Source organism: Coleofasciculus sp. FACHB-542, assembly GCF_014695825.1.
Classification (GTDB): Bacteria; Cyanobacteriota; Cyanobacteriia; order Cyanobacteriales; family FACHB-T130; genus FACHB-T130.
Genome location: NZ_JACJPB010000023.1, coordinates 226,126 through 246,716 on the forward strand (window position 1 = coordinate 226,126; position 20,591 = coordinate 246,716).

Genomic DNA, 20,591 nt, shown 5'->3' on the forward strand with positions numbered 1-20,591 from the left:
TAAAAATTAAAAATGAGGAGTTCTTCAATTTTTAATTTTTAATTCTTTCTAAAATTGATAGTTAACGCTGAAATAGAATCCTCGATCCTGGGCATTTTCGCCACGGTCTTCAATATCAACCAGTGGAATGCCATAGTCTAGTCGTATATTTAGCTTGGGCAGAGGTTGCCAGATTAGCCCTAAGCCAGCACCTGCTAAAAATCTCTCATCCTGTAACGTGGCATCGTTGGGATTATCAGACACATTCCACACCCAACCCACATCCACAAAAGGAGCAAACTGCAATGTGGCGGCACCGGCTTCATCTCGCTGAACGGTAATGCGATCTTCAATTGAAAGTCGCACTCCATTGTCACCAGCACGCACATTTTGTCGGTAGCCGCGCAACGATTGACCGCCGCCAATCACAAACTGTTGGGAGGGTAATAAGCCACTGGTTGATAGCTGAATATCTCCCTGCACAATTAAGAAATTATTGTTATTCAGGACTTGGACTCGCTGCACTTGGCCCAACCAGCTTAAGAACCGACCATCGGGTATGGGGTCGGGATTGATGGTGGCATCCAATAAGCCAGTGCCAAGACTAAAAAGCGATCGCAATGCCCAAGCACCCTTAACATCCCGACGCAGATAGTCTTGCCCAAATTTAATCACGCTGGTGCGGCTGCGACCTTCTTCGTCGGGGCCAAAACCAAACGGGGTTGGCCCTGCAAAAGTAAAAGTCTGACCATTCTGGTGAGTAAAGCCTAAAGAAAGGGCAAATTCTTCACGCGGTGAGCGGATTAACGGCTGTCGATAACTAATTTCATAAAGCTGCGATTCTCCCCGAATGTCGAAAACTTCAAAAGGGGCTTGGGTGACTCTATTTCGGTTGGGAGCATATCTCAGTTGCAAGGTGCCGTTCATGGGGTTGAGCGGCACCCGATAGTTTAAGTCAAGAACATCAGCGCCGCCTGTAGTTGTATGGTAATAGGAGCCAGCAAATTCATCTCCAATGCCGGTGAGGTTGCGATAACCCAGATTGATCCCCAATCGTTCTGAACCAACGCTGGGAGGTGAGTAGTTATCGACGCCGAAGCTGCCATAAAAGGGGTTGGCTTCGGTAACGCGAACGACGAGAATACTTTGACCCACCCCGCTCCCAGAGCGGAGGCTGGCTTCTACATTTTTAAATAGGGGATCAACGCGCAATAGCCTTAATTGATCTTCTAGCTTGCCCGTATTGAGCGGTTTGCCAGCCCCCAAACGCACGCGCGATCGCACGTAATTTGAATTCAACCGGCGCGTTCCTTCTACCCTAATCTCTTCTAGGCTGCCTTCAATGACGCGAATCTGGACGACACCATCGGTAATGGCTTGGTCTACCAGGATGGCTCTTGAGGTGATGTAGCCTTGGTTGAGGTATAGCTGCGTGATCGCATCGGCAACGTTTCTGAGTTCTTCTAGGGTGACAGTCCGCCCCTCTACAGTTTGAGTAATCGAGTTCAACTGTTCTGCCCCAAAGATGGTGCTGCCAGTGACTTGAATCTTTTTCACCTCAAGAGTGTCTGAGGACGGTGCAGCATCAGGCGCTGGTGTTGGGGGCGTCAGTACGGGCGACGGTGACTCTTCCGGCAGAGGTTCTGGGAGGGGTGCAGGCTGCGGAAAGCGATCGCGGTTAGGATCGGATTGGGGTTGCAGAGGTTGATTTAGCTGTGGTTGGTTCTGCGGTGAAGCAGGTAGAGTCTGCGCTTGCAGCCGCCTATTTTCAGACCTCTCTGGCTCAGGCTGAACAACTCCCACGCGCTTTTGCTGTATGCCCCTTGCCGAGGCAATTGAACGCCTAGCGGGTTCTTTTTTTGCTCTCTCGTCGCTGGAAAACGCTTTCATCGTTTCCATTTCGCGATGAAAATTCAATCCATTCAGATCGGGCGTTGCCGGTAGTGTTTTGGCATTAGCACCGCTGGCAGAGACACAAGCGATCGCACCCTCAATTAACACTCCACACCAAAACCATTGAAATTTTGAACGCATGGTAGCTGTGTTCTCCACGGGTTGAATTGTCTAAAAACTTCAATTAATACAATTTTTTTGTATCCAATCCGTATTTTCTTTACTTAATTCAACTTTTTTCCTTTTCTCTCTCCAAAAGTAACATTCTCGCTTTTAGGAGCGAGAATGTTACTTTTGCAAGCAAACGAGCGGCATGATTTTGCGGTTTTCACCAAAATTGCATCTATCTGAAGACTCAATTTTATGTTTTCATTATGCCATCATCTGTCAATGGCGTCGCCTCTTTGCTAGTTACATTGTGCCTTCGGAAGGCGAGCTAATTTGCTCGCGAACAAGATCGGTTTGCTACCACACTCAAACGCCCAATCAATGACTTTTGCACCTGACTTTTGCACCTGATTGCACGCGCACTCTCATTTCAGACTGGATTCGCGATCCCCATCCCCAAGACAAACGGATCGATATCACCTGCGGCACTATTATTCAGCCAGGGAACGTATTTTTCTGACAGCTTTACCCAGTTTGGGCTAAACCAGGAGGGAATTGCTAATTTTCTCCCCTAGCCTGCTATCCAGAATATCCTGCTGAGAGTACGAGGTAATAATGGCGAGAGGGTAAAAGTGTGATGCGTCCCTCTATAGGATTTGAAATTTTGAATTGCCGATTTTGGATGGTACAAGTCTTGCCAGTAGCCACTTTCAGCAATCTATTTTAGGCGATATTAAGGTAAAAGGTTATAGTACCATTTCACAAAAGATGGTACATCAGAGACCCCAATCCCTGCAAAGAGAGTGCATCTGCGCCACAACGCGATCGCTAGAAAAAAGGGCTGCGAGAATTAAAGTACAGCCCCAATAAAGTGAATTGATATAAGCCGGGACACTTGTGGAGTTTAGATATCCAGCCTTCAGCTTTATCCTGTCCTCTAGCCGTTCATTTCATATTTACAGAAAATTGCAGTGCTAAGTGGTAGGGGCATAGGCTTTTTCCCTGCCCCATTGCCTGCTGAGTCTTCAAGGATGAGAAATTAAGTATATTTTCATCCTTAAAGTGAGGGAGCAGTTCATTCAAAACTATTGATTTTCTCTCAAGCGCTGAAAGGGTGTCGTTTGGCTAGCAGATGTCGTCATACTGGGAAGCAAAGGCTCTTTAGCAATGTTGTCCAGTCCAACTGCCTTCAAGAGTTGTTCCCACTCAGCAGAATAAGCGGAATTGTTCGGATTGGAGCGGCGCAGCTCTGCCAGAGTAGTTAAGGCATCAAACCACATCCCCGCCTCTGCATAAACATCTGGGCGCTTATTCGGTGTAGCCACCCTCAACTGATTATCAAGCTGCGCGGTTTGTGGAACCCGCTGAATCGAACCTTGTACAAAAACATCGAGCGATCGCTGTTCGGAATCGCAAACCATCGACAAGAACCACTGATAATTCTTACCGACTTCCAAGGGTGGTAATCCAGCATAAGTCGGAAGACTTATGCTGACAATACCCCCCTTTCCCGTAGTCATGAAGGTTGTTGTATAAATCTCTCGATCGTTTTTTTCATCCTTCAGTACGAACTCTAGTGCCAGTGGCGACGCTTGGGCAGGCACTGGAGGGACGTAGAATGAAAAGCTCGGATATGCGGCGACGGTAAACCCAATGTTATTGGCAGGAATCAGCGCGGTAAGGGGCTTGCCTGCTACTGGACAACTTCCAGGACTGCGAGTTCCGCCCCCTTCTCTGCGCCCTGGTGCCCCAACGGTTTTAGGTGGATTATATCCAGCAACTATCCACCGATCGGGCATTTCTTGGGCGAGTAGTGTTGGTGGTGTCCCTATCAGATTTGAGAAACCCGTGAGCAGTGCCACTTCCATAGAGATAGCTAAGGCTCGTTTTAACCTAGGGGACTTCATCCAGTCCATAGCAGAACTGCTCCAGAGAGTTTTGAGTTTTGAATAGATAGGTGCGGTTCAACCAACAAGATTCGATTGTCCCGCCCTAGATTGACTGACTACCCAACCCCTACATCGTTTTCTTCACGATCCGAACTCGGCTTTCTGCCTTCATCGAGTCGCATTTTGGAGTTGAAAACTCTGAACGAGTGGGTCAAATATTCCTATTTTTAGCAGATATAACAACCCAAAGACTGGTTGTTTTAGTTTGAGCCAGTCGTTCTTCGACTAGCTGCGCTCTGAACTAGAGGCTCGCTCGCAACCTTGTTCAGTTCAACTGACAGTAACAGCTTTTTCCAGTCAGATGCCAGGGTAGAATCATTAGGATTCAAACGGCGTAGCTCCAGCAGGGTAGCGAGTGTCTCATGCCAAAGGCGAGCTTGTGCATAAAGACCAACGCGCTCTTGTAAAGTGGCTCGCTGGATTTGTCTGACCAAGGCTGAATCTGGTGCAATGCGCTTGATCGCACCCCCTACGACCATATCTTTCTCCCGGTTGTTAGCATCACAAATCACCGAGACGTCCCAATGATATTCCTTGTCCTGCGCCAAGGGTGGTAAATTGGCGGATGGAGGAAGGTTGAGGCTGTAAATGCCAGGTTTTCCGGCGATCGCAAACTTCGCTTTGTACACTTCTCGATCGTTTGCATCCCTCAGCAAAAATTCTGCTTCCCGAGCTGACGTTTCAGCCATGTACCATGAGAAAGTTGGATACTCTGCAACCGTTAACCCAACATCCAAGGGTGTTAAGGCAGCGAGACTAGCACTCTTAGGTGCCAAGGCGGGATTCTGGCAACCGCCGCGGGTTGCACCTCGTTCTCTGCCATCAGGGGTGCCTCGCTCTGGCGGCTTGAAGTTTAAATTATCTGGTAGTAGGCTGCGGCTGAGTGAGGCAGGCTGTGCCTGTGCCTGGGAAGGCACGTTCAGAACCAGTCCGAGCGTTAAGGAAACAGCCAGTGTTGTAATCTGTGAGTAGCGTTTCATCCAAATCATGCTAGAACTGTTTTCTGTTGACACTCCCCAGAACTTAAGCTGTGGGATTTTTACTTCAACGAGTCTACTTAAAAAATTGAAATTGGGTTGAATTTTGCCGAGGGTTTCTCCTTTAGGGAGCGTATCGCGAGCGACCCCTAATTTTTGCGGCACTGTAGTTTCTTGTGTAGACCTCATCGATCCGGTCTCTTTCAATTTCCAGACCTTTTCAAGCGGAGTGCTTGAAGATTTTGCCCATCCAGACAGTTGTGGATGGCTCTGCACTCTGACACTTTTGAAGGTTCTGTTTAACAACCAATCGCTAGATTGATATCGCTTTGGAGCAGCAAGCTCGTCCGATCGCGTGTCCATAATTATATATCAAACTCATGTACGGAAAATTTGTTTTTCTATTCGGACATCGAGTCATGAAGTCTGCCCTTCTGCAAGAATCCCCAGAGGGGGCATCTAAAGGCAATGGGTCGGCTCAATCCTTAGTTGGGTCATTAATTAAAGAAGTCCTAACCGTTGTTAGAGTTCCCGGCTGACACAGACAAATAAGATCGTACTCAAGTTCGTATAAAGCAGTTGTCTTGGTTGCATTTTTGGTAACTTGGGCTAAGACTAGGGTCAAACCAATTTGAGAGTGGCGATCGCTATTCTAGATTGACTAAATCCTCATAATCCCAAATCCCAACTTTCAAACCCCTCTGCCTCCCTGGGTATCCACTTCTACATAAACTTCACTGAGATTTGAGATGATTCCTGATTCAGCGGCTCTACCACTCAAAGAAAATCCTTGGCATCGGACAATTAGACCGATTGCAGCTGCTGCCATACATGGCATTGCTTCTCAGAAAGATACACTTATCGCCATTGACGCCACTAACGGGTATCTGCTGCAAATCGATCCGAAGAGTGACAACACTACTATACTCAATGCCAATCATCTGCCAGATTTTCTGGGCGTGACTGGGTTAGCTCTTTGGGAAGATACTCTCTGGTGTACCCAGGAAAATGGTATTTTCTTTTGTCCAAACGCCATTAATGGCATCTCTACCACTGATTTGACGCCTCAGTCTTTTGTCACCTTGCCCTACCTAGCAAATGGGGTTGCTGTTTGGGAATCAACTGTTTACGTGACTTCCCAGAAGGCGGGATATATTCTTGTTTTTAGTCGTGAGACAGGTCAAGAGATTACCCGTTTTTATGCCCCTGGAGTAGGGGTAGAAAATATCACAGTCAAGGGTGAGGAACTCTGGGTTTCCGATAGCATTGAGCAAACAGTTTACTGCCTTGACCGAGCTACGGGTGAGATCAAATTCAGCGTACTGACGCCTTTTGAGTGCCCGACAGGGTTAGCTTTTTACACAGATCCTCAAACGGGGAAAGATATTCTCTACGTAGCTTATGCAGGTGAGGAGCCTTACCTGCGCGATAACCCGAACGCTGACCCGAATTACGAATTACAGTACCGCGATCGCACGTTTATTCACCCGTTGTATTTTTACTACAACGAGGCTGAACGCTACGCTCTCTCAAATGGTTATCTGATGGAAATTTCCTACGTCGAGGAACTTTCCCCCCTCGACGAGGTGGATTTAGAAAATGTGGAGTGGCGAATTGCTCTACCCTCGGAGACTCATCGACAGAAGATCAGAAAAATTGAAGCGGTCGGATTGCCTTTCACGGAAGAAATTCAAGACGGACAGCGGGTGGCTGTATTTAAATTTAACAGCCTCAAAACTGGCGATCGCTATATATTTGGCTGGAAAGCCCTGATAGAAGTCTGGAGCATCAAATATCGCCTGACGCCCAGAGATGCCGAAAAACTTCCCGACCTCCCGCCTGAGTTACGCAGCAAATATCTGACGGATGATGATGATTTGGCAATGGACACCGATATCATCCTCAAGGCCGCCAAGGAAGCGATTGGCAGCGAAACGAATATGCTGCGGAAAATTTTCAAAATTCGCAACTATGTCTATGACCGTCTTTCCTACGGGATTAAGCCCTACATTGACCCGCCAGATGTCGCCTTAGAAAGGGGTGTTGGTTCCTGCGGTGAGTACCTGGGGGTTTTACTTGCCTTGGCGCGGCTGAATGGCATTGCCTGCCGCACGGTAGGTCGCTACAAGTGCCCTCCCCATCCTGAATTGATGAATTTGCCCCTGCAACCTGATTTTAATCATGTCTGGATGGAGTTCTACCTGCCTGGATTTGGTTGGTTGCCGATGGAATCTAATCCGGATGATGTGGTCGAAAAAGGCCCCTATCCATCGCGGTTTTTCATGGGTTTAGCTTGGTATCACGCTGAAATGGGCAAAGGTATCACCTTTGAAAGCTTGATGAGTCATGGGGAAAGAGTCAATAAGCAGTCCGTTTCTATTGGAGAATTATCTCTAAATCATGTGAGATTTACGATTTTGGAGGAACTAGCACCGTCCTCATAAGGGTGAATAAAGTCAGAAGGGTGGGCACTGTCCACCCTTTTTCACTGGGTACTCATTGCTAATTGTCCGCTATTCCCTAGTAGGTCGCTGCTTAAACTGTCACAAGCTGTTCTCCGTTTTTACCAGAAAGCAGCAGTTTAGGGAAAATGGTATCTATCGCCTATTAAAGTAATTGGAAATCGGTTAACGATCGCTAATTTAAGACTTTCACAGTAGGTCAATATTTTAACTGTCACAAAATTTAGAAAAAATCCGGATTGCTCTTCGATACTAAATTTGTCCTAGAAGCATCAATCTTTATCAAGAATCTAAGCTTTTGAATATCAGAATGCTGTTACAAAGATACTTGCTAGAGGGTTGAATAGGTACTTATTAATCAAGGCTAAAGCAAGAAGGAAGCACTGAATCTATGAATAATTCTAGCATTAAAGAGCGCTCGGTCGATCTAGCTGGATATCAATATCCCCAGCCGCATTATTTACAAACGCGATCGCGCATTAATTATCTGATTGAGCGCTATCTATCGTTGGAGATTCTCCAGCAGAACCTGTCAGACTTACCGAGACAGTTTAAAAATCCTCATCAGCGCCGCTGGGAAACGATTGATTGGCAAGCAATTACTTCTAATCAAATTATCGGTGTCGCTCCCGAATTATTTATTGCAACAGTTGCAAATGCAGTGGAGATTGAAACGCCGATTCGCGCTTATGCGATGGAAAGCTGGAATTATTTGCAAGCAGCCCACTTTCCAATGGCACGATTTGTGGGCGGTACCTTTGCAGCGGATGGCACGATGCTAGAAGTCGGAATATGGGAGAAAGAAGAACGGCAACACCGCCCCACTTTTAGCAAAATCTATCAACAATTAACGGGTGATAAACTACAATCCCATCCGAACTCAGTAAAAGGCTATGAATCGAGTGGAAATCTACGAGAAGATGTTTATAAACACGCGATCGCCCGGATCGCAACCGAGTGGGGAGCAACGTCTGTATATCTCTGGTTAATGGCTCATTCGACAGGGGCATTGCAACAAGCGATCGCGCAACCCATGCAAGACGAAATCAATCACCTAGCAAAGTTCTGGGGGATTAGCCGTTGGGCGTTTGGAGATTCCTATCTCACCCGCTTGCAGGGCACCACTAAAAATTTAATGGGTATTCTCAAACATCACCAGGGCGAACGCCCGAAAGGGAACGATGTCTTGCAAATTGGCTATGCCTTGTACGCGGTGGAATTAGTTTTCACATTTGCCCGACTCATGGTGCAGCTGCGTCACTGGAACCAAACGCTTACGCCTGATTATCTCGAAGAGTTATTTGGGTTGCCGCCACAACAATTAGCTGCTAGCTGATAGCTGTTAGCTGATAGTCTGGACTGAGTAGGGGGGCGCTGCCCACTCTACTCATTTGACTATTTGAATAGCTGAAGATGAATGTAATTCCAGCGATTGATTTGCTAGAAGGTCGGTGCGTGCGGTTATATCAGGGAGACTATGCGCGATCGCAAGTTTTTGATAACAACCCCGCTAATATTGCTAAACAGTGGGTAGAACAGGGGGCAACCCGGTTGCATATCGTAGACCTCGACGGTGCTAAGGCGGGTCAACTGGTCAACCGACAGGCAATTGAGGCGATTTTACAGGTAGTGCCGGGAGAAATCCAAGTAGGGGGCGGCTTGCGCGACAAAAGCTCGGTCTCTCAGCTGCTAAACATGGGTGTGAAGCAGGTAATCTTGGGAACCATAGCTGTAGAACAACCCCAGCTGGTCGAAGAACTTTGCCAGGAATTTCCAGGGCAAATTATCGTAGGAATTGACGCTCGGAATGGACGAGTTGCCACGAGAGGCTGGTTAGAAACGTCTGAAGTTGCGGCAATCGACTTGGCTAAGCAAATGCAACAATTAGGGGTTGCTGCCATTATCTACACCGATATTCATCGAGATGGCACGCTTTCTGGCCCTAATTTAGAGGCATTAAGAGAACTCGCCAACGCTATTTCCATCCCCATTATTGCCTCTGGCGGTGTTAGTTCGATTACTGACTTGTTGAGTTTACTAACACTCGAACCTTTGGGAGTTAGCGGTGTGATTGTGGGTCGTGCCCTCTATACAGGTGATGTTTCGCTCAAAGCAGCCCTGCAAGCGATAGGGTCGGGACGTATTCAAGATGTCCCGCCAGATTTGGGCTTTTCCACTTTTGCTTGACACTTCAACGAGCTAAAGACGCGCAGTTGCGCGTCTCTACATTTCCTTCTTTTTATCCCCAAAACTAGAGGTTTAGTTAATTAGCCTATAATAAGCCCGGAGGTTGGGTTGAGGCACGAAAACTAACATCTAGTAAGTTTAGCGAGTGATTGGGCGAATCATAGTAAAACCCAATCAACAAATTACTTTTTCTGTTTAAGCTTTTTATGCTTAAGTAAGTGCCATTCGCTAATTTCTACACTCCTTCCGGCTGGGGAAGATTTACGGGCAACTCGATACAGAATTCCGTTCCTTCTCCCGGTGCTGACTGACACTTCAAGACGCCGCCGTGTTTTTCTACAACAACCTGGTAGCTGATTGACAACCCCAAGCCAGTACCTTGACCGACTGGTTTAGTAGTAAAGAAAGGGTCAAATATATGTTGCTGCACTTCAGATGGAATGCCAGGGCCATTATCAGTAATCTGAATGACCACCTTATTGTCATTTGCCAGTTCGGTGCGAATCCGGATAGTAGGAATGTCAGTTGTTTTTCTACTGGCAACTGACCATTCACCATTAATGATTGACTCTTCTAGGGCATCAATCGCATTACTCAGAATATTCATAAATACCTGATTGATTTGCCCAGCATAGCAATCGACACGAGGCAGGTTGTCATACTCTTTAACTATCTGGATCTCGGTGCGTCCTGCTTTCGGCTTCAAGCGATGTTGTAACAAAAGTAAAGTGTTATCAATTCCATTGTGAAGATCGAAAGGCTCTCTTGCCGCTTTATCTAGACGAGAGAAGTTCCTCAAGCTCAGCACAATTTGTCGAATACGTTCAGCTCCCACTTGCATTGAATTCATCAGTTTTGGAAGGTCTTCACTGAGGAAATCTATGTCCAGTGCTTCTGCTGCTTCTTGAATGGCAGGTGTTGGTTGTGGATATTCCTGCTGGTAGAGGTGAACGAGGTGCAGCAGGTCTTGAGTATACTCCGTCGCGTAGGGAAGATTACCGTAGATAAAAGAAACCGGGTTGTTAATTTCGTGAGCAACACCGGCGACTAACTGCCCCAAACTGGACATTTTTTCTGTTTGTACCAGTTGACTTTGAGTTTGTTGCAGTTCGTATAAGGCTTGTTCCAACTGGGCTGCTTTGTCTCTCAGTTGCGCTTCCGATTGAATTAAAGCTGTCTCAGCCAGTTTGCGATCGGTAATGTCACGAGAGTTCACAACAATGCGAACCCCTGGCGCATCCATTACCAGATTGCTGTGGGTTGCTTCGATATAACGCCACGAGCCATCTTTGTGCTGAAATCGGAACTCAATGGATAAAGCAGTTGTTGAATTTTCGAGGACGCCTTGAAAATCGTTTTTGACTAAAGAAACATCCTCTGGGTGAACAAGGTCAAAGGTATTTTTGCCAATTAATTCTTTTTGCTTGTATCCTAAAATGCCCTCAATGGCAGGACTTGCGTATTTGATGGTCCCGTCCGCTTCCAAAATTGTGATCAAATTGGAGCTGTTTTGCAGTAGCGATCGCCATTTCCCTTCGTTTTGCGCCCACACCACTGCTTCCCTCTTGCGTTCCTCTTCTACACCGATCGCCGCAGCCATAATCCCGATCAGCTTCTTGTCAGATTCTGTGGGAACAAACTGGTTCTGATAGACCACGCAAAGAGAGCCGATATATTCACCCGCGCATCTAACTGCTTGTCCAACGTAGGTTTGCAGTTGGTAAGGAATGACCCAAGGATCTCTGTGTGCGTAGGGGGTGTTGGGTAAATCCTGAACGACATAGGGCTGGTTGCTTCCCTGCTGAATCACGTCATAACAGAGATGTCCGTCCGGACCGCCTACATTTAGGAACTCCGACGGCGTCTGCCATTGACCCCAAGACCACAGTAAGCCTTGATGCAGTCGATTGTAGACTGCCCAAGCACCGCCTAGTAATTCCCCTGCGGATGCCGTGATGCGGTTAATATTCTCATCCGGGTCGGAACCAAGACCCGAAAAACATTCATTGATTTTTGAAAATTGTTCGCTTGCCTTGTGGTTGGTGATTTCACTCAGCGTGCAGACGACTTGCTCGACGCAACCATCTGGATCTAACTGCGGTTCGGTGTTAACAGATATCCAAATGCGATCGCGCTTTGTCGGTCTATAAACCCCTAGCACCAGGTTTCGCAGCGATTGTCGGGTCGAAAGCAGCAACAATGCTTGCTTTGCCCGGACTGGTGCCGTGTGGAGTTTCATCTGAAATGGCGTTCCATTCTCCTGGATGACGTGCCAAGCGGGATCGAGCGGCGTTTGATCCAGCATCTGGTCTGCTGTTAAATCCAGCAAGTCCAGTGTCGCCTGATTCGTAAAGCGTATTTCTCCCTGCGCTCCCATCACCAAGACGCCAACTGCTAGTTCGCTCAGAAGTGCCTGAGGGAGGGTATCCATCCTGGGCGCTGATTGGGCAGCGCCTTGCTGATTCGCTTGTAAACTTCGCATAGCTTTCAATCAAGGCACTGGCTGAGTACCTGGAGTTTTTATTATGGCAATCTTTGTTAACTCGTTCAGCCGTTGGACTGGATACACCCTTTTGTCTCTACTCTGGTATAGCCTTTCTAGCTGTGGAGCTGCATACACCCTGAGTCGTAACTTTCAGACTATTTTATTTAAGTCTTTGAAGCCACCACATTAACAAGTTTGTCTACAAATAGATAGATGCTTATTTTTTCTAAAAGTTACACTCTAATCACTGTAGCTAAGGGTTTTGAGTCTCTATTGGTATCAGTTTTAACAAGTAATGAGAATTTCTGGCCTAAAAGGAGTTGTTTTCCTAAAACTCGGTTAAAAAATTGAATAGGATATTTAGGTTTCTGTATATATTTTTAAATATTTAAATAATACTTGTCTTTTCTTAATGTCCAAAAAGCTAAATTGTTGCTAGTTGTTCTCTGGAATTAACCACAAGGACTATTCCTAAGGATTGATCGGTTATTCGCCAGTCAGTATTCGTTATTTTTTACACGCAAACATACTGAAAGTTTTGACCTAATCAAAAATTAAAGTAAAAGGAAAAAGCAGTTTTTATACCTATTTTTTGAATTGCAAAAGACAGCTTAATGATAAATGTTCGTCTAATTGCAAAAAAAACGATGGGGCAGTGCTTCGGGTACTGCCCCATCGATTGATTCTGTAGCTGGTTGAGCAAAGGAAAAGTAGCCGCTTGCTTTGTGCAACAGCCGCGTTTTGTGGTAGAGAGAATCAGCGAGAAGCTTGGTGGAGTAACTTTGCTAGCAGCAGCAGTTGCTCTTTATTAAACACTTGAGCCAAAACCTTTGCCGCCGCCCTAGGTTCTACAGGCACGGCGATTTGTTTGATGGATGTCGGAGTGGGTTTTGACTCCGTTGGGCTGGGTGGCCCTTCCCCAACTGCCACCTTTGCCGGCGGAATTGGGGCTGTAGTTGCTTCAGGGGAAGCTGCCAACAGCCGCAAACTGGCACTCGGCGCGATCGCGTCAGTTTTTCCGTGTGGCAACAGATCGCTAGCCTGCTTGAGTTCCTTAATTACAATCGGTGCCAAGGTGGCATAAGTATTTTTGGGATTAGCGATCGCTCGATTTGCAGTTCTTACCAGCACTTGCCAGGTTTTTATTTCAGCACTCATCTGCACGAGACGACTGCACAAAGCGCAAAGTTGTTGACGATTTGCGGGTGTTTCTGCTTGTTTAAACAGCGGCAACATTTGTTTTAGAACCCCAGTCACCTGAGCAGAAATATCTGGAGTTGACGTTTTGCTCGCTTCTGGAGCGCTTCCTGCCGCCCCAAGCAGGTGGTTAAGGTGTGCCTGTAACTTAACAAAATTAGGTTCTGCTGCTTGTACGATTTTCTCGCCTTCCTCTTCTCGGAGACCAAATGGCCCCTGAAGCTGGTCAACTAAGTGCTTAAGGGTGTCATACCCTTCTAAAAACATGGACTCCAGATCGTTATCGATATTGACTGGATGTTCCTTGAGGAGCTTGAAACAATCCTCAAACCGATGGGAAACTTTTTGAATACTGTTGAAGCCCAGCATCGCTGCCCCTCCCTTGACAGAATGGGCGGCGCGAAACATTTCATTAATCCTTTCTTGATCTGCCATTACGCCTCGCAAATCCAGTAGCCCTTTTTCCAGGGTTTCGAGGTGTTCTTTTGCCTCCTCGATGAAAAAGCCCAAAATCTTTCCCGACTCCACGGCAGCATTCCTCAAAACAACAATTTTGTGTAGTCACCTGGTTATGGGGGAGTCGTTCCTGGCAGTGGATTTTTCCACTAGGCACTGTTTACCCCTGTTCCTGTCGGCACGCCTCAGGTTGAAGCGCAGCTAAGTTTGATATACGTTGGAGACTGTTCCTAAAATAGCCGAAACCACCAATTTAAAGCTTGGTAGCAATACTTAAATTAGCAAGTGCTAATTTTGCCATTGCGTGAAAGTATTTTATAACTAAGCTTCAAAAAGCTGAAAGGCGAACCAGCGGCTTCTAAAACAAACAACACTTCACAGTTACCTGTTGACGGGCTAAAGTCACCAGGTTCGATTGTCGCCTTCCTTGTCTTTGCCAGAGGATACCAGTGCGTGGAGGGCGAACCCGTAACCTTTGGCGAAGCCGATAGCGGCGCGGATTCGCTTAGTCGTGCGCTGTCTGGGCTATAGGAAGCATAGAAACGTAGAAAAAAATAGAGTTTCCAAATCAGTTACGAATGCGAAGGGCTGAATGCAAGTACGATTTTCTCTGCCTCAGTCCTCAGCCCTCAGTCCTCAGTCCTCAGCCCCCAGCCCCCAGCCCTCAGTCCTCAGTCCTCAGCCCCCAGCCCCCAGCCCTCAGTCCTCAGCCCTCAGTCCTCAGTCCTCAGTTCTCAGTCCTCAGTCCTCAGCCCCCAGCCCTCAGCCCTTACCCCTTACTTCTCTTACCAAGGATTGCCAATCATCGTGAAAGCTGCCCAGTAATAAGGATGCGTTAGCTGCGTGTCGCCCCGGTTGGCGAGTTCGGGTGGCAGCTTGATGTTTCCTGTGGGGAGGCGCAGTTCGCCCGCCTCCAAGCGTACCTGCCCCTTGAGCATTGCTATCTGCGCTTGCCGTAAAGCTTCTGACTTGATCGGGGCTTTCTTCAATTGGGCATAGAAGTCCGCCATCAATCCTTGAGTTCCCTCGTCGCTGACATACCATAAACTGGCTACAACTGATTTCACCCCTGCCAGCACTGCTATGCCCCCAAAGCCTAACTCTGCTTGTTCATCTCCCAGTGCGGTGCGACAGGCACTCAGTACCAACAATTCCACTGGCGGGTCATTCCAGCCCAATTGGCGCAGCTGGTTGAGTCGTAGCTTGGTATCCCATAACTGAATGTAGGAGTTTTCGATTTTCCCAGGTTTAAATTCGCCATGCGTCGCCAGGTGGATAATTCCATAAGGCTGTTGCTGACGCTGTGCCTTGAGATTTCCTAGCGTAAATTTCTCGTTGAGGAAAGATTTCCCCGACCACAGCGTCGGAGTGATGATAGATAATTCAATCGGCACGGCTGGTAAGGAATTCAGTTCGGTAAACTTTGACGCGCCCATTGCCAAAACTTGAGTGTTTTTGATACTCACATAGCGGGTATCGGTGAGGCTGAGACTGGGCATCATGCCGATGCTGTAGTTTTCCACCAGGAACTGTTGACCATTGTGGAGGGCAGCCATTGGCAGCGATCGCAAACCTGTATCCATCAGAAATACTAGATTTTGGATACCTCTGGCTTGTAAATCGGCTTCTAAAGGTGCCACCATCCACTGATAAAGTTCCTGAGATGGTGCCAGGTAGCCATTGGGTTTTTTAAGGTTAGTAACTTCGCTGCGGAATTGTTTAGCGACTGTGAGAATTTCCTCGCGCGTTGTCCCCTGCACCCGTTTGCGAATTGGTTGACCCTTGGCAGTGATGACGACTAATTCGAGTTGGTCATTGTCTTGGGCGGGAGGACTGGTAGCGGGAGTAGCGGCGGGTTGCGGGGATGCTTGGCTGAGGGCAAAGCCTTGGGGATTAAACTGCCAAAGGATGTCTGATTCTGGCGATGTTGCAGGTAATAGAGTCTTATCGGTAGCTGAAGGAGGTGCCGCCGTGGCAGGAACAAAAGTGATGTAGATAAGTGCCGGTTTTACCCCAGTCGATTTTTCAATGTTTTGAAGAATATCGCGGGCTTCGGTGAGGGTTCTAATCGGAGTATCCGCACTTCCACTAAAATATTGCTCAAACTGGCGCGTGAACGGTTCGTCTAGGTCAGCGAACAAGGTGTCAACTTCCGCGAGAGCCGAACTGGCAGACACCGACAATTGGGGCGTTAGCGTTTCCTGTGGAGGCTTGATTTCCTCTGGCAGGGGAATCGGTGAAGACGGTGTATCAGGTTGATCGGCTTGATCGGCAGTAATGAGCTGAATCTTGCCCTGAGTATAGCTGCCGGGGAAAGATCCTGAAGCAATTGTATTGCCTGACCCAGTTGTTAATACTCCGGCTGTGCCGTTATTACTAGCGTTGCCGACAACGAAGGGAACGTTTTTGGAACCGCCTCCGTGGCGCAGGATGATGGAACCTTCACCAGCACCCCCAGCGGCGGAAATACTTGCTTTTTGCCCATTTTGGTCAGTGAAGGTACCCGTAGCTCGAAACAGACTTTCGGTGGTAATGTCAACGATGCCCCCTTTGCCTCCCGTTCCGCCTTGGGCATTAATGAAGCTAACTTGAATGTCGTTTTCGGGGTCAAGGATGACATTACCAGCATCTCCGAAGCTAGCGCTGGAATTAATTCCCAGCGTTGTAATGCTGTCAATGGCGGATACAAAGATATTCCCGCCTTTCGTGGTGCCTGAGGCGGTTAGATTTCCGGTTTTTATCGCGGCTGTTTGGCTGATGAGGGTAATATTTCCGCCAACCCCATTATCAGAATGAGAGTCGATGTTAGCAGTGGCAAGGTTGTTTTTAGCAGTAAGAGCGATCGCGCCCCCATTTCCCGTCGGCTGGCTAGTATTGAGCGAACCTGTACTGATACTATTGTTCGCTGTTATTTTAATCCCGGTAGCCGTAATATCTTTTGCGATGACATTGTTGCCGCTATTTACTGTCAGATTATCTAGAAAATAACCATTTCCTCCCACTGCATCCTGGAAAGTGACATCACTGCTGACACTGATGGTTAGGTCGGTAGCATTGCCGCTATTAGCGAGGATACCGCCAAAGGTAATCGAGCCAGCGCTACTGCTGATTTCTATCGGGTTTTGACCGACGAGGTAAACATCGCCGCCATAGTTTTGAATTCCGCTGGTGGTAACATTCCCGCCGATGACGCTACTCCCCTGTATCGTCACGCTGGCTGCATTGACACTGTCATCCAAGCTAGTGAAGCCACTGGTGTTAGCAGTTAAGGCTCCGATGGAGGTGCTGTTGCCCACTGCATCAGCGATTTCAATGCTGCCCGTACCGGCAGTTAGGGTGAGGTTTTGACCGCCTGCGCCCGTTCCGTTTGTCTTACCACCGAGATTAATATCACCACCCGCTTGATTTCCTGTACTGAGGGTAATGTCTTTAGCGAGAACTGTATCGCCGTTGATAGTGATGTTTTGATCGGCGGTAGTGATATCTGCGTTAAGGGAGGTTAATCCAGCATCAAGGGTGATGGAGGCATCCCCCGTGCCTGTAATGGCTCCATTAACCGCCACTGAGCCAGAGGGTGCTTGAACGGTAACAGGATCTTTGAAGGTGACACCCACACTATCAATCGTAATCGCACCACTGCCATCCAAGCGTCCAATCGTAATAGCGCTAAAGCCATCTTGCAATTGTCCCAACTTTGCAGCCGTCAGATTCAAACTATCGGTTACAGGAGTTGCATTCCCAACCTGAATATTTTTCGATGCCGTTGCGGGTGCCAGTCCAATTTGGTGTCCCGCACCGCTGACTGCCCCATTAAAGTTAATCTCGTCTGCGGTTAGGGTTGCATTGTTGTTCAGCGTCACCGGAGTATTGAAACTGATGGTGCTGCCGCTGCTTGTAGTGACGTTGCCATTCAGGGTGACATTGGAGGCACTATTGACGCTCAAATTGCTAATAGGTGTAATGTTGCCGACAGCGTTCCCGAATGTAATGTTACCCGTGTCTGCATTCAGCGTCAGATTTTGACCACCTGCACCCGTGCCATTGACTGTTCCGGCGATTTCGATGTCACCGTCCCCATAACCAGTACCACCGATTGTGGTGAATGTGGCATTGTTACTGAGCAAGACATCGCCAGAAAGAGTGATGTTATTTCCGGAACCATAAGCGCCGCCAGAGGAATTGAGATCGCCTCCAATTGCGATCTTGCCACCTGCGCTCGTTATCAGAGCAATATTTCCACCATTAAAAAAAGTAGAACTGGCGTTGAGGATGCCTGTAGTAATGTTGCCAGTAGCATCAATGTTGATATTCCCGCCTTGGGTGGTAATGGTAGTCGCGCTACTGTTGAAAGTGTTGCTCAGGCTACTGAAGTTACCGCGACCCGTATTAATGGGAGCATTAATTGTTACATTGTTGGCTCGACTTCCCGCACCACCTTGACCCTGAAGCACTACATTCAGCCCAAAACCAGTGCCGGTGATTGAGCCATTGAGGGTAATGTTATTGGCTGCTTCCAGGGTGAGAGTGACAGTGCCAAAAGAATATCCTGCACCAATATTTACCCCAGGCAGTAGAGTAATGTTACCCTCCTGAATACCTGTAGTTCCCGTCGTGATAGTGACGTTGGTTCCTCCATTCAGCGAACTCTCAATAGTTGCCTTATTAACTACTGCGTCATCACCAGTGGGAGTGAAAATATTTTCAAAAAATCCTCCACTAAAAATACTGTTAAAAATACCGTTACTGGTTGGAGCTGCGGCAATTATAACGTTACGAGGATCGAGCAACCAAGTGCCGGGAAGACCTTTAGGGGCACTTGCATCCGCAGCTTTGGTGACATCCAGGTAAACTTTACCAGAAGTTTCGATAAACCCGCCGTTACCGCCTTGTGCGCCGCCACGGGCACTAATGGTGCCATAGGTACGAGTGGCTTGATCTGACCAGACAATGACTTTACCGCCATTGCCATTAGTAATGGCATCGGCATTGAGTGTCACATCTGCGCCGACAAAGGTGAAAGCAGCATTGGGTACGCTACCTTTCCCCAGATAATCTCCGCCAATCAATACTTGACCGCCGCCTGCATCTCCGGAGGCATTCACACTGGCGTTCTCGACTAAACCAACTTGATTACCTAGTACAGCTACTGCGCCGCCAATACCAACTTGAGTGTTAGAGGTATCCAGCTTCCCGGAGACAATTGCAGTTCCCGGTTCTGTGGGAATGGTAATACCCGATCCGCTTAGCACCACTTGTCCCGCACTGTTGACGGTCATTTTGGTGGCATTGGCGACACCTCCACCGGAGAGTAATTGCGGCAGTGAGGGAGGATTTGATAACTGGGCATTAAAGCTGGAAGGTAAGACGGATGGCTGAATTTCTAAACTCAGCACGTTTCCCGCTTGCGAAATCTGTACCGTCTTCTTGCCCGGTACGGCGGCTACGGTGATATTACCTGCTGGTGCTTTGAGTTCTCCGGTGTTGACGACAGTTCCGCCGATAAGAGTGAGATTTTTTCCCTCTCCCACCGTTAAATTCCCAGCGTTGATAATGCTACCCGGCTGGGATGTGGTAAAGGCAAAGAGATTGGGCGTGCCTACCAAGTTGGCGTAGTTATTAGGATCGAAGGCATTGAACCAATTGTCACCAATCCCTATTCCGGTGGCGGTGGTGGCGGTGAAGCTTCCTGGTACGTTCAAAGTGGCACCCGAACCAAACACAATGCCAGCCGGGTTCATCAAGTATAAGTTGGTGGAGTTGCTGCCGGAAACTTGGATAAGTCCGTTAATAATAGAAGGGTTTCCACTCGTGACGCGACCCAAAATATTGTGGATAGATGGGTTAGAAAGAAAGTTGGCAATTTGATTTTGTTCTAAGCCAAATTCGTTGAAGCTGTGGAAGAGATTTCCTCCATCGGCTGAAAGTTTTCCACCAGTAATATTGAATTGATTGCCAGAGGTGGTGACATTGGTGTTGGTGCCGTCAGGTGCGGTGGTAATTGATTGTGCTTGGGCAAAAGTTGGAGAAAGGCTACAGGTGAGGGCGAGAAGGCAAGAGGCGATGTTTTTAGCAATCGGTAATCGAGAATTAGTAATTGAGAATTGGTAATCGAGGATTGATTGCTTTTTGCGAAATAATAGGACTTTAGAGTTGAAAGGGAAATGGCTGAGGATGTGCAGTTTTACAGAGAAGCGATCGCTTAATCCTCTCCTTTGGAGTGCCCGTGCGATCGCTTTGCAGGCGTTTTTCGCCTGTTGCTTGGTATAGGTGTGCGAGTCACTCGCCTGATGGCAACGATAGTAATAAAGTGGCTTGTTGATATGCCGCACTTCGGCAACTTCTGACAGCTTTAGGCACAGATCGTAGTCTTCAACGTAGTCGAAGGACTCTTCGATTCCCCCCACTTGGTCGAAGAAACTGCGACGCATCAACCGGAAGTGAAAGGTCATAAAATCGAGCAAAAGCCGCTCTTTGGAGTAGGGGATGCGACAGCGCTTCCCGTAGTCGATGACTTTGCCGCTTTGGTCGATGTCGATGTAGTCGGTGTAGACAAAACCTACCTCCGGGTTCACCTCCAGCACAGCTGCTGTCTCTTGCACTGCTGTGGGCGCAAGCAAATCGTCACTATCTACCAAACCGATGTAGGTGCCGGTGGTTTGCGCGATCGCTGCTTGCAAGGCGCTGACTCGTCCTTGATGTTCTGCTGCAACTACCCGAACTCTGCGATCGCGGGCTTCGTATTCACGGGCAATTTCTACAGTTCTATCTGTAGAACCGTCATCCCACACCAGTAGCTCAAAGTCTTGCCTAGTCTGCGCCAGAATACTTTCAATCGTGGCAGCAAGATAAAGTTCCCGGTTGTATGCCGTGATGACTAGGGAAATGGGTACGAACATGG

The 20,591-nt window shown here is 47.8% G+C and carries 10 protein-coding genes; 4 read left to right on the forward strand and 6 right to left on the reverse strand.

Annotation, left to right across the window (positions count from 1 at the left end):
- Positions 1-48: 48 nt before the first annotated feature.
- The 3 genes from H6F52_RS07215 to H6F52_RS07225 all read right to left on the reverse strand — a co-directional run bounded on the left by H6F52_RS07215 (position 49) and on the right by H6F52_RS07225 (position 5,095).
- Complete coding sequence (locus H6F52_RS07215; RefSeq protein ID WP_242033867.1) at positions 49-2,013, reverse strand: ShlB/FhaC/HecB family hemolysin secretion/activation protein; 1,965 nt, start codon at positions 2,011-2,013, stop codon at positions 49-51.
- A gap of 1,052 nt (positions 2,014-3,065) precedes the next feature.
- Positions 3,066-3,896, reverse strand: a complete 831-nt coding sequence (locus H6F52_RS07220; protein WP_190533181.1) for a DUF928 domain-containing protein — start codon at positions 3,894-3,896, stop codon at positions 3,066-3,068.
- 233 nt (positions 3,897-4,129) lie between these two features.
- The gene (locus H6F52_RS07225) at positions 4,130-5,095 is read right to left on the reverse strand and encodes a DUF928 domain-containing protein (protein ID WP_190533185.1); all 966 of its coding nucleotides are present in this window, start codon (positions 5,093-5,095) and stop codon (positions 4,130-4,132) included.
- Between the two features lie 560 nt (positions 5,096-5,655).
- On the opposite strand from H6F52_RS07225, the gene H6F52_RS07230 reads away from it, so the two are divergent.
- The 3 genes from H6F52_RS07230 to hisA all read left to right on the forward strand — a co-directional run bounded on the left by H6F52_RS07230 (position 5,656) and on the right by hisA (position 9,555).
- The gene (locus tag H6F52_RS07230; RefSeq protein ID WP_190533188.1) at positions 5,656-7,350 is read left to right on the forward strand and encodes a transglutaminase domain-containing protein; all 1,695 of its coding nucleotides are present in this window, start codon (positions 5,656-5,658) and stop codon (positions 7,348-7,350) included.
- A gap of 409 nt (positions 7,351-7,759) precedes the next feature.
- Positions 7,760-8,704, forward strand: coding sequence for a hypothetical protein (locus H6F52_RS07235; RefSeq protein ID WP_190533191.1), 945 nt, complete (start codon positions 7,760-7,762; stop codon positions 8,702-8,704).
- A 77-nt stretch (positions 8,705-8,781) separates the two neighbouring features.
- Positions 8,782-9,555: a 1-(5-phosphoribosyl)-5-[(5-phosphoribosylamino)methylideneamino]imidazole-4-carboxamide isomerase gene (gene hisA, locus H6F52_RS07240; RefSeq protein ID WP_190533194.1), complete on the forward strand. Its 774-nt coding sequence runs from the start codon at positions 8,782-8,784 to the stop codon at positions 9,553-9,555.
- 235 nt (positions 9,556-9,790) lie between these two features.
- Here hisA and H6F52_RS07245 read toward each other — a convergent pair whose 3' ends face one another.
- A complete protein-coding gene (locus tag H6F52_RS07245) occupies positions 9,791-12,037 on the reverse strand; it encodes a PAS domain S-box protein (RefSeq protein ID WP_190533198.1) in 2,247 nt (748 codons plus the stop codon).
- 759 nt (positions 12,038-12,796) lie between these two features.
- Positions 12,797-13,765, reverse strand: a complete 969-nt coding sequence (locus H6F52_RS07250) for an Hpt domain-containing protein (protein ID WP_190432269.1) — start codon at positions 13,763-13,765, stop codon at positions 12,797-12,799.
- A 520-nt stretch (positions 13,766-14,285) separates the two neighbouring features.
- Here H6F52_RS07250 and H6F52_RS07255 point away from each other — a divergent pair.
- On the forward strand, positions 14,286-14,504 hold the full coding sequence (locus H6F52_RS07255) for a hypothetical protein (protein WP_190533201.1): 219 nt from the start codon (positions 14,286-14,288) through the stop codon (positions 14,502-14,504).
- Here H6F52_RS07255 and H6F52_RS07260 read toward each other — a convergent pair.
- The gene (locus H6F52_RS07260; protein WP_190533205.1) at positions 14,479-20,589 is read right to left on the reverse strand and encodes a CHAT domain-containing protein; all 6,111 of its coding nucleotides are present in this window, start codon (positions 20,587-20,589) and stop codon (positions 14,479-14,481) included. The two genes, H6F52_RS07255 and H6F52_RS07260, sit on opposite strands and share 26 nt — an antisense overlap.
- Positions 20,590-20,591 lie beyond the last annotated feature (2 nt).